The following is a 10,676-nucleotide window of genomic DNA, read 5'->3' as shown; positions in this document are numbered from 1 at the left end:
CTTCTTCGTGCAGACGACTTCTCGTTTCTTCCTGAGCGGATCGAAGCTTCGCCGAACGTTCTTCCACCTGTTCCAGTTCTTTTGCCGCTTCCGTCAACGATTTCCACATGGCATCAAGCTCTTCAAAGCGCTGCTCTGCCGCTTTCAGATCCTCTTCAGATTGAATAATGGCCCGTTGAATGGCCTGTTCATCCAGCGTTTTCACATAACCATCCCATTCTTCCATGGCCTTCTCCGTCAGCTGTCTCTGCGCTTCTCCAGCCGATGTAACTGTTACCAATTGGCGCTGCATTTCTTGATAAGCAGCATCATCCTCTTGATAAACTTGTTTCAAGCGGTCTAGCTCTTCCTGAGCCGGGACATTTAATGGACGATCGACCGGGCGGGGATGATCGCTGCTTCCACAAACAGGACACGGCGTGTCTTCTTCCAGCTTCAAAGAAAGAGTGTACGCATGATGATGGCGGATTTCTTCGAGAGAATCCTCGTAAGCCTGCTTGGAAGACTGTTGACGGACCTCTACGTTTTTATACTGTTTCATGAAAGATTGATAGTTTCTGCGCATCTCCTCAAGTTTACGCCAATGCTCCTGCAATTGCCGAAGCCCTTCCAACCGCTTATAGAGTACGTCTATTCGCTGCTTCGTTTCATACCAGGAATCGGACGTTTCCCGCTCTTTTCTTCGCTGATTTTTCAATTCTTCCGCGCGGTTTTCGCACTTGCCCAATGCTTCCTTCCGCTCGGCCAGCTTCTTTTCCCTCGTTGCAATGGATGTTGTGTATGCTTTGCTGTCTTCGAGCAGTTTATTATAAATGGCTACATTCTCCTGCTCTTCCACTGCTTGCTCCCAAGAGCTTTTCAACTGTTCCCGCTCTTCCTCTTTTCCTGAAAGCTTGTGATAAGCCTCATCGATCTGATGGAATTCTTCACGAATAGTTTTAAGACTTGCAAGTTTATCTTCAAACGATTTCTGCCACTTCTGCCATTCCTCCATCCGTTCCTTGTATTGTTTCTCATAGGGAGTGATCTCGGCGGCTCTTCTTGCGGCTTGCAGCTCTTTCTCTGTTTTTTCCACTTCGCTTTGCTTCTGATCCAGTGCGTGCTTCTCTTCATCAAGCGATGCTTTTTCCTCAAACAATTCCAGGAGCTGCTCCGAGTGGTGGTACCGTTTTTTCCATTCATCGACTTCTACTTCTAGTCTTTCCACCGCTTCTTTTTCCGCAGCGACAAGTGTTTCCTGTTTTTCCAGGCGATCATCCAGACGCGTATTGAAACGGGATAGTTCCTCGCTTTCATAGGTGGCTTCTTGATCTTCCCAAACGACTTGATTCCGTTCCTGCTCGATCTTCCATTCAAACTGTTTGATTTCTTCTTCCAGCTGTTTGGACTGTGTTTTAAAGTATTCGGTTATGTCATCAAAGAACTTCGTTTTGAAGATACGTTGAAGTATCTCCTCCCGTTCCTTACTGTTCTCGGAAATAAGCTTACGGAATTCCCCTTGAGGGATCATGATCATCTTACGGAATTGTTCATAATCTAAACCGATGATTTCCTCAATATATTCGTTGACTTCCTTCACCTTCGATGCAACCAGCTGTTCCTGATCGTTTGTTAAGAGGAACAGCTCCGCACGAGCCGGGTCTTCCTTAAACCCTTCTCCCCGCTCCTTCTTTCTTGTCTGTTTGGGCATTCTTACCACCCGATAGGTTTTCCCTCTCAGCTCGAAGGAAAACTCCACAAACGTCGGATCATTAGGATGGGCGAAGTGACTCCTCATTGTATCCTGATCCCGGTCACTTCCGCTCGCACGCCCGTATAAAGCAAAGCACATGGCATCAAAAATTGTCGTTTTACCAGCTCCGGTAGGTCCGGTAATTAAAAAGATCGATTCACCGCCGAGCATTGTAAAATCGACCACTTGTTCATTCCTGTAGGGACCAAATGCTCCCATTCGAATAGCTAATGCCTTCATATCAACGCCCCCTGTCCTCCTGTTTCAAGTGCTGCACCGCATCTTCCACCAACCGGCTTCGATGCTCTGATATTTCGTCTCCCTTTATATCTTCATAAAAAGATCGAAATAGATCCTGATACGATAATGTCTGTCGCTTTTTCACTTCATGGAGATCTTCCAGATTCGCATAGGTAAGGGATCTTCTTCTCTCCAAATGAAGTATATTAGGATAAACTTGACGTAATTTTCCCATCGGATCAATCAGCTGGCCGTCATCCAATAATCGAATGTGCAGATAATTCTCTGGGTTTCCTGCCGCCTCTCCTACCATAAGATCTTCGAAAAATCCCTCAACGATTTCAAAATCTCTCTCTGGAACAAGGGGAACTTTAGTAAATGTAGTGTCTCCCGACTCATCCATTTCGACAACTGTGACTGACTTCTTATGATTGGCTTCCGAGAAAGAGTACTTTAGAATGGATCCGCTGTAGCGGATATAATCCGTAGTGATTCGCTGGGATTGATGCAGGTGCCCGAGCGCTACATAAGAAAATCCATCATATAATGCAGCATCGACATAGGGACTGCCTCCAATCATGGAGAGCCTTTCTTCGGACTCGCTCTCCATTCCTCCAGCTAAAAAGGCGTGACCTACCCACACGTGCCGTTCCTCTTCGTTAAATCTATCCTTTATATCCTGCACAAGCGCTTCTGCCGCCTGCTGATGAGAATGGATTGTATCATCTTCCAGAACAGATGCCGCTTCTGCCGGCTCGACGTACGGAATTAAGTGAAAATGTACCGGGCCGTGCGTATCGTATAACGTAACAGGCTGTCTGTTCGGCTTCAGTTTCGTATCAAGGAAAAGTCCCTGCCTCCTGAACAGTTCACTACCAAATTGAAGGCGGTCAGGACTATCATGATTACCTGAAATGGCAAGTACAGGGATGCCCAGGTCATTAATTAAAGTTGTCAGGGTCTCGTTTAACAACTCCACTGCCTGCTTTGGAGGAATGGAGCGGTCGTAGAGGTCTCCTGCAATTACCACTGCATCCGGAGCCTCCGTTTTTACTATCTCTATGAATTTAGCGAGAATCCAACGCTGATCCTCTGTCATATGTACCGAGTTTACGATTTTGCCGAGGTGCCAATCCGCTGTATGGATGAATTTCATGCCTACTCCTCCTCTAACATATATTGTTCGTAAAGTCTGTCAAATGCTGATAAGGCAGAGGGGAAAGGAGCATTCCATTCCAAGTATCTGCTGATCTCATCGTACGTCTTCGCTTGTCTCGGAAAACTGTGGTCTTTAAACATCCACTCTGCAAGCTGTTTTTCTTCATTTAAAACCAGGTTACCGCGGTAACGCATCATATAATGGTAAAACGATCTCATTTTCTGTTTCCTCCTCGATCTTCTTCCTTATTTTTATCACGAACGGACGAATTCGGCAAAACATTACGGTTTTAGCCAATAAATTCAACGACAAAAGAAAAAAAGAACCCCCTGTATATCGAGGATTCTTCTGTCTTATAAGTATGACAACCCTTTACCCGTTGGAATCATCCATAAACGCTTCATGCGCTTCCTTCTTCTTCCTGTAAACGACACGCGATAGGAGAATGCTGATCTCATAAAGAATGATCAGAGGAACCGCCACGACAAGCTGAAGAATGAAATCCGGAGGGGAAATAATGGTTCCGATAATAACCAGTACGAAATATGCATACTTTCTAATTTTGACTAGAAAGCCTGGGGTAACGATACCAAGACTTGTGAGAAACATAACCAGAATAGGAATCTCAAACAAGATGGCAAACGGGATGGTCACACGGAATAAGAAGCGGAAATATCTTTCCACTGTATAGATCTCATTAAACATTCCATCGTTAAGCGACAACAAGAAAGGAAGAATCAGATGGACAAACACGAGATATCCGAATGTCAGTCCTGCCAGAAAAAGAAGGAATACAGCAGGTATGTAGGACAGCGAAACTTTTCTTTCTTTCGGCGTAAGTGCCGGTTTAACAAACAACCACGCCTGAAAGGCTAGAACGGGAAGCGTCCCGATGATTGCAACAATGGTTGCGATGGTAAAGATGATCCAAATGATTTCTCCAGGGCTCGTCATATTCAATTCAAAAGGGAGGTCTTTCACAAAAAATGCCTGAATCGGTTTAACATAGAGGAAACCTGCAATGAAAAAAAGGACGAAGAAGAGAAGGGTCCAAATAATTCTTCTGCGCAGTTCACTCAAGTGCTCCGTTACATTCATCTCTATATCTCTGTCATATTTCTCTTCAGCCAATTCCATTACCTCCCATACGCGACGTGAAAAAAGATGCAAGGGAGTCCCCTTACACCTTTCATTATTCTTTGCCCGGCTTGTCTGCCTTCTGCTGTTCTCCGTCAGAAAGAATATCCCCTGCCGCTTTCTTAAATTCCCTCAGGGACGAGCCGAAAGCTCTTCCTATCTCAGGAAGTTTAGAAGGGCCGAAAACGACGAGAGCAAGCACAAGGATCAAGATAAGCCCTGGTATCCCTATATTAGAAAACAAGACAATTCCTCCATCCATTAGACAAAGAGACAGGACCTTTATTTCCCTGTCTTATCGTCTTTGCTCTCCTCTGTAAGCTCCCGTGTAGACTTCTTGAATTCCTTCAATGTTTCCCCGGCAGCTTGGCAGTCTCAGGCAGTTTCTTCGGTCCAAAGATGACAAGTGCAATCGTAAGTATGAGGATCAATCCAGGTACACCTATGCTGGCCATACAGCTTCACCGCCCTCTCAGATAACTTGCATTCTTAGTTTAACCGTTTTCATAAGAAAAAGACAGAAGCGGGAAAAGAAACCGCTCTTTCTTTCATCATACCATGTTCTGGTAGAGATTGTCTCTATCTGCCGGTAAATTTCGAGAGCTCTTTCGCTTGTTCAAACTCATTCCATGTATTCATGTTAAAGAAGTGCCTGTTTAGTATTTCGGGTTTTAATGAGCTGAAATCAGATACTTTCGTATAACCGGTCGTTTCCAGCAGTCCTCTCACGGATCTTCCGCCTTGATGAAGATAGCGGTGAAGTGTATCAAGCATCGTCCTTGGGTAAATGCCTGACATAGGCTGGAGGAGACCGTCAAAGGAAGGGATGACGGCCTTATCTTTTCTCTGCATAAGTAAATGAGTATAAACTTCGGGTTGAACAAAGGGCATGTCGGTTGCTGCTACGATGAACCAATCTTCTTCCCTTTCTTCCATAGCCGCATGGAGCCCGGACAGCGGCCCTGCATCATTCAGGTGGTCCATTACAGTCGGATACCCCGGGTAATCCCCTCGGTTCTGACTGATGACAACAATAGAAGTGAGCCGCTCCATTGTATCAATTACATGTGCAAGAACCGGACGATCTCCAAGGACGAGTGCAGACTTATCCGTCCCCATTCTCGTAGATTTACCACCGTTTAATACGAGTCCGCAAAGGCGGGTCATTTACTCCCTTCCTTTTTCTCGTATGTGCGGAAGTAATAATCATACGGATTCTTCTCGTCTTTCAACCCTTTCGTTTCAGCTACCAATTCCCAATCTTCCAACCGGAAAGCTGGAAAGTACGTATCCCCTTCAAAACTTTCATCGATATAGGTTAAATACATTCGATCCGCATGGGGAAGCATCTTTTCAAATAATACGGCTCCCCCGATGACAAACCATTCTTTATCAGGCTCGTCCCTTTCAAGCTTTAGGATATCTTCCATAGAGTGAATCACTGTGCAGCCGTCCCTGTCATAGTCCGGATTGCTGGTAATAACGATATGTTTACGCTCTGGAAGAGGCTTACCGAACGATTCAAACGTTTTACGTCCCATGATGATCGTCTTTCCCCATGTCATGTCTTTAAAAAATTTAAAATCGTTAGGTATATGCCAAGGAAGGTCGTTGTCCTTGCCGATTAAACGATTTTTATCCATTGCGAAAATGAAAGATATCATTTTTCCACATCCTTTATGTTTTTTAGACAGCTACAGGCGCTTTAATACCCGGGTGAGGCTCGTACCCTTCGATTGTAATATCTTCCATTTCAAAATCGAAGATGGATTTTTTATCCCGGTTCAGCTTCAATTGAGGGAAATCCTTCGGTGTGCGTGCAAGCTGTGTGTCGATCTGTTCTAAATGATTGCTGTAAATATGGGCATCTCCAAGCGTATGGATGAATTCCCCGACATCCAGTCCACATTCATGTGCAATCAGATGCGTAAGTAACGCGTAGCTCGCAATGTTAAAAGGAACGCCGAGGAAGATATCTCCGCTTCTTTGATACAGCTGACAGGAAAGCTTGCCATCTGCGACGTAGAATTGGAAAAGAGCATGGCATGGCGGCAGCGCCATATTGGATGGAACATCTTCCGGGTTCCAGGCTGTTACGATATGTCTTCTTGAATCCGGATTATGCTTAATTGCTGTTACGACATTTTTAAGCTGATCAATCGTATCTCCTCTTGACGTACGCCATTCCCTCCACTGTTTTCCGTAAACAGATCCGAGGTCCCCGTAAGTGCTTGCGAATGCATCGTCTTCAAGAATACGATCCTTAAATGCTGCCATCTCTTTATCATAGCGTTCCTTGAAGGAATCATCCTCGAGACTCCGACGTCCGAAATCTGTCATATCAGGCCCTTGATAGGCATCACTTTCAATCCATTTCTGAAACGCCCATTCATTCCAAATATTGTTGTTATGCTTCAGCAGATACTGGATATTCGTATCGCCTTTAATGAACCAGAGCAATTCCGATGCAATCAAACGAAAGGGGATCCGTTTCGTTGTCAGCAGTGGAAACCCATCCTTCAAGTCAAACCGCATTTGATGACCGAAAACCGACTTTGTACCGGTCCCTGTCCGGTCCTGCTTTATCGTTCCTTCATTTTTCACCATTCTGCATAAATCTAGATAAGCCTGTTCATTCTTCGCCATGTTGATTCTCCTTTTACTCTGAAGCTGTTTCCCTGTTGAATTGATTGATAAACTCTTCCATGAACTGATGCCGTCGATCTGCTTCCTCCCTGCCGGAGGGCGTATTCATTTTGTCTTTAAGAAGAAGCAGTTTCTCGTGAAAATGAGAAAAAGAGCTGCCCCCTTCTTTTCGATAAAGGGGTTGGTTCTTTGCGCCGCCGAACGCAAATGTTCGAGCAATCCCAATCGCACCAATGGCGTCGAGACGGTCCGCATCCTGCACGACTTTTCCTAATAGAGTGTCCGGAGTTTTCCCTTTTCGAAATGATACGGTCTCAATGGCATGATAGATATAAGTGATGTCTCTTTCCGAAAAATGAAGATTCCTCAACAGCTCATCCCGCTCTTTTATCGCCTCTTCCTTCGATGCAAACAGCTTGTCATCGCCAACGTCATGAAGCCACCCGGCCACCTCAGAAAGAAATGGGTCCGCGCCTTCCTTCACGGCAAGTAACCTCGACCACTCTGCGACCCTTTGCATATGATTATCATCGTGCCCTGTAACATCGTCATGGAAAAGCCGGAATACAAATGCTTTTATTTCTGTCAGTTTCTCCGCTTCCTTCAACAAAGATCCCCCTTAAAATCCGAATAGATCCATCTGCCTTGGATTGAGATCATGATATTGAATCTTCAGCAGATCCTGCATTTCTTTTGCGTTATCTGCCGCATCTCCACCGGAATTATTATTAAAAAGCAGGGTGATCTCCGGTGTTTTTTTCTGCAGTTCTGTTATACGATCCGCCCACTCCTGCAGCTCTTCTGCGTTGTATCGGTATAAGAAACGGACTTTTCGCCAATCTTTCCGGCCGTTCTTGTTCCATCCATGAATATTTCGTCCATGGAAGCGTACCAGTGTTTTTTTGGGATGGGTGGGTACAAGCACTCGCGGGACAGAACCTTCCCCCGCCTGTGGTTCATCACAAATGGTATGAATCCACTCTTGATCTCTCATAAAATCCAATGTCTGTGCTTTATACCCCTCTTGGAACCAAGACCGGTTACGGAACTCCAGGGCCAAGGGGTATGATTCCAGCCAGTCACGTATGTATCTCAATTTCCTTATGTTTTCTTTTCTGACATCAAACCAGGGAGGAAATTGGAACAAAAGGCAGTCGATCTGTCCTTTCTCCCACACTGGTTGAATGGACTCTTCGTACCGCTTCATTAAATCCCTTGCTTCCTGCACAGACCTGGATTCCCTGTCATGTCCGGTCAGCTGCTGAAAGGCCTTAATAACGAAGGAAAACGAATCGGGCGTCTCCTTCAGCCATTTCTCATACCTTTCTCTGGGCTGAATGGCATAAAAAGCCGTATCTACTTCCACCACCGGAAAGTGAGAACCATATTCCGCAAGCTTTTCTTCTGATCTGGTCTGTTCCGTATATAAAGCCGGATGGTCTCCCCAACCGGTTAAACCGATCTTCACGCCCACCCACCATACCTCCTTTACTCAAGCTTTCTTCACTTAAGACTATCGATATTGTACCAAAAAAGGACTCTTCCTGACTAGAAGAGTCCCGGTACTCCTTAAAACAAACCGGTGATGGTCCCGTTGTCCTTCACATCCATTTGAAGCGCTGCAGGGTTTTTAGGCAGCCCCGGCATTGTCATCACGTCACCTGTCAAAGCAACGAGAAATCCGGCACCCACAGAGGCATGAAATTCTTTCACATGAATCGAAAAGCCTTCCGGCCGGCCGAGCTTTTCCGGGTCATCCGTTAAAGAATACTGCGTTTTAGCCATGCAGACCGGCAAGTTCCCATATCCCAGTTCTTCCAGCTGGTTGATCTGCTTCTTCGCTTTGGATGACCATTCCACTTGATCGGCCCCGTACACGTTAACCGCAATCTTTCTCACCTTTTCTTCAATGCTGTCTTCTATATCATACATATACCTCATGGAACCCGTCTTTGCTGCCGACGCCGTTACAACTTTTTCTGCCAAGTCAATACCGCCTCTGCCCCCTTCTTGAAACACATTAACAAGAGAGACAACGGCTCCTTCATTCTGACACCAATCCACTAACGTATCTTTCTCCCGATCCGTATCTGTCGGAAATGCGTTGATGGCAATAACATAAGGAAGATTGAATTGTTCTATGGTCTCCATGTGCTTCTTCAAGTTCGCAACACCTCGTTTTAAAGCGGCGATATCTTCCGTCTCCAGCGCATCTTTTTTTACTCCACCATGCATTTTCAGGGCTCGGATTGTTGCGACTATGACGACAGCATCGGGTTCAAAACCACCGGCACGTGTTTTAATATTTAAGAATTTCTCTGCCCCGAGATCTGCACCGAAGCCGGCTTCTGTAACTACATAGTCACCGAGTTTCGCCGCCAGTCGTGTGGCAATAACGCTGTTGCATCCGTGAGCAATATTGGCGAATGGTCCTCCATGGATAATGGCAGGCGTGTTCTCAAGCGTCTGGACGAGGTTTGGTTTTACAGCATCTTTCAAAAGAAGCGTCAACGCACCTTCAAAACCAAGGTCCTTCACATATACCGGCTGTTTATCGTATGTATAACCGACAACGATATCAGACAGACGCTGCTTTAGGTCTTTTAGATCTGTAGCGAGACAGAGGATTGCCATAATCTCAGACGCTACGGTAATCTGAAACCCATCTTCTCTCGGCACTCCTTTCACAGGACCTCCCAACCCTACTACGACTTGTCGAAGTGCACGGTCATTGATATCCAGGACGCGCTTCCATTCTATTCTCCGCGGGTCAAGGTTGCACGCATTCCCTTGATGGATATGGTTATCAATGAATGCTGCCAAAGCATTGTTCGCGGCCGTAATGGCGTGGATGTCTCCTGTGAAATGCAGGTTGATGTCATCCATCGGAACGACTTGAGAATATCCTCCGCCGGCTGCACCACCTTTTATTCCCATAGTCGGACCAAGGGAGGGCTCCCTTAAAGCGATGACGGTCTTTTTGTTGATTTGGTTCAGCGCCTGACCAAGACCGACAGTCACGGTGGATTTCCCTTCTCCTGCCGGGGTTGGATTAATGGAAGTCGTAAGTATGATCTTTCCATTTGGACGATCAGACAATTTATCGAGCAGGCGGTCGGATAATTTTGCTTTATAATGACCATAAGGCTCCCAATCTTCCTTACCTAAGGACAGTTGATCAATGATTTCATTAATCGGTCTCATCTTTGCTTCCCTTGCGATTTCTATATCTGTTTTCATAATGTCCTTCATCCTTTCCAATAAACGGTTTCGCCCTTATTGTACCCCACTATCTACTATAGAAATAGGGAAGTGCTGAAACCTCTTATTCTTCATCCTTCATATAGTCAGAATATTGACGCTTTTAAGTGGATAAGATATATTGAAATCAAGCAAATATACTGAGCGTAATCACAAAAGCAAGGTAGCTCCCATAGAAATGCTTGGGGGTTTATTATTCCCTTGCCGTCTATGTTTTTTTCGTTTGTATATTTGTAATTCCCACGTTTTACGTGCAAGTTACAGGAGGAAGAAGCCTATGCAAAACGGAACAGTGAAATGGTTCAATGCTGAGAAGGGCTACGGTTTCATACAGGTAGAAGGCGGCAGCGATGTATTCGTTCACTTCTCCGCCATCCAGGAGGAAGGATTCAAATCATTGGAAGAAGGACAGGCGGTCACATTTGAAATCGTTGAAGGCGATCGCGGCCCACAAGCTGCCAACGTCGTGAAAGCATAAACAGAGCAGCCGAAAAAGGCAAC

At 45.5% G+C, this 10,676-nt stretch carries 12 protein-coding genes and 1 pseudogene; 1 reads left to right on the top strand and 12 read right to left on the bottom strand.

Annotated features, from left to right (window positions below; all coding sequences use genetic code 11):
- From D479_RS19400 to D479_RS19350, 12 genes and pseudogenes are all read right to left on the bottom strand, one after another.
- Positions 1-1,972 (bottom strand): SMC family ATPase (locus tag D479_RS19400; RefSeq protein WP_008640505.1); only part of this gene is annotated, 1,972 nt, incomplete at its 3' end.
- A 1-nt stretch (position 1,973) separates the two neighbouring features.
- Complete coding sequence (locus tag D479_RS19395) at positions 1,974-3,128, bottom strand: exonuclease SbcCD subunit D (protein ID WP_008640504.1); 1,155 nt, start codon at positions 3,126-3,128, stop codon at positions 1,974-1,976.
- A 2-nt stretch (positions 3,129-3,130) separates the two neighbouring features.
- A complete protein-coding gene (locus D479_RS19390; protein ID WP_008640502.1) occupies positions 3,131-3,349 on the bottom strand; it encodes a YozE family protein in 219 nt (72 codons plus the stop codon).
- Between the two features lie 154 nt (positions 3,350-3,503).
- Positions 3,504-4,268, bottom strand: a complete 765-nt coding sequence (gene tatC / locus D479_RS19385) for a twin-arginine translocase subunit TatC (protein WP_008640500.1) — start codon at positions 4,266-4,268, stop codon at positions 3,504-3,506.
- A gap of 55 nt (positions 4,269-4,323) precedes the next feature.
- Positions 4,324-4,512, bottom strand: coding sequence for a twin-arginine translocase TatA/TatE family subunit (gene tatA, locus D479_RS19380; RefSeq protein ID WP_008640498.1), 189 nt, complete (start codon positions 4,510-4,512; stop codon positions 4,324-4,326).
- A 38-nt stretch (positions 4,513-4,550) separates the two neighbouring features.
- A pseudogene (locus tag D479_RS20385) lies at positions 4,551-4,723 on the bottom strand (twin-arginine translocase TatA/TatE family subunit).
- A gap of 124 nt (positions 4,724-4,847) precedes the next feature.
- Positions 4,848-5,435 carry a molybdenum cofactor guanylyltransferase gene (locus D479_RS19375; protein ID WP_008640494.1) on the bottom strand — a complete coding sequence of 196 codons (588 nt, stop codon included), beginning with the start codon at positions 5,433-5,435 and terminating at the stop codon, positions 4,848-4,850.
- Positions 5,432-5,932 carry a dihydrofolate reductase gene (locus D479_RS19370; RefSeq protein WP_008640485.1) on the bottom strand — a complete coding sequence of 167 codons (501 nt, stop codon included), beginning with the start codon at positions 5,930-5,932 and terminating at the stop codon, positions 5,432-5,434. The genes D479_RS19375 and D479_RS19370 overlap by 4 nt, the downstream gene beginning before the upstream one ends.
- 22 nt (positions 5,933-5,954) lie before the next feature.
- Positions 5,955-6,914 carry a thymidylate synthase gene (locus tag D479_RS19365; protein WP_008640484.1) on the bottom strand — a complete coding sequence of 320 codons (960 nt, stop codon included), beginning with the start codon at positions 6,912-6,914 and terminating at the stop codon, positions 5,955-5,957.
- A 13-nt stretch (positions 6,915-6,927) separates the two neighbouring features.
- Positions 6,928-7,521: an HD domain-containing protein gene (locus D479_RS19360; RefSeq protein ID WP_008640483.1), complete on the bottom strand. Its 594-nt coding sequence runs from the start codon at positions 7,519-7,521 to the stop codon at positions 6,928-6,930.
- A 12-nt stretch (positions 7,522-7,533) separates the two neighbouring features.
- The gene (locus D479_RS19355) at positions 7,534-8,388 is read right to left on the bottom strand and encodes a DUF72 domain-containing protein (protein ID WP_008640482.1); all 855 of its coding nucleotides are present in this window, start codon (positions 8,386-8,388) and stop codon (positions 7,534-7,536) included.
- A 95-nt stretch (positions 8,389-8,483) separates the two neighbouring features.
- Entirely contained in the window at positions 8,484-10,154 is a 1,671-nt protein-coding gene (locus D479_RS19350) for a formate--tetrahydrofolate ligase (protein WP_008640481.1), read from the bottom strand.
- A 298-nt stretch (positions 10,155-10,452) separates the two neighbouring features.
- Between D479_RS19350 and D479_RS19345 the strand changes: the two genes are divergently transcribed.
- Positions 10,453-10,653 carry a cold-shock protein gene (locus tag D479_RS19345; RefSeq protein ID WP_008640480.1) on the top strand — a complete coding sequence of 67 codons (201 nt, stop codon included), beginning with the start codon at positions 10,453-10,455 and terminating at the stop codon, positions 10,651-10,653.
- Positions 10,654-10,676 lie beyond the last annotated feature (23 nt).

The sequence above is a fragment of the Halobacillus sp. BAB-2008 genome, assembly GCF_000328325.1.
Taxonomy (GTDB): Bacteria; Bacillota; Bacilli; order Bacillales; family Halobacillaceae; genus Halobacillus.
The sequence above is the reverse complement of the archived record's forward strand: the minus strand, read 5'-3'. Positions and strand labels throughout refer to the sequence as shown.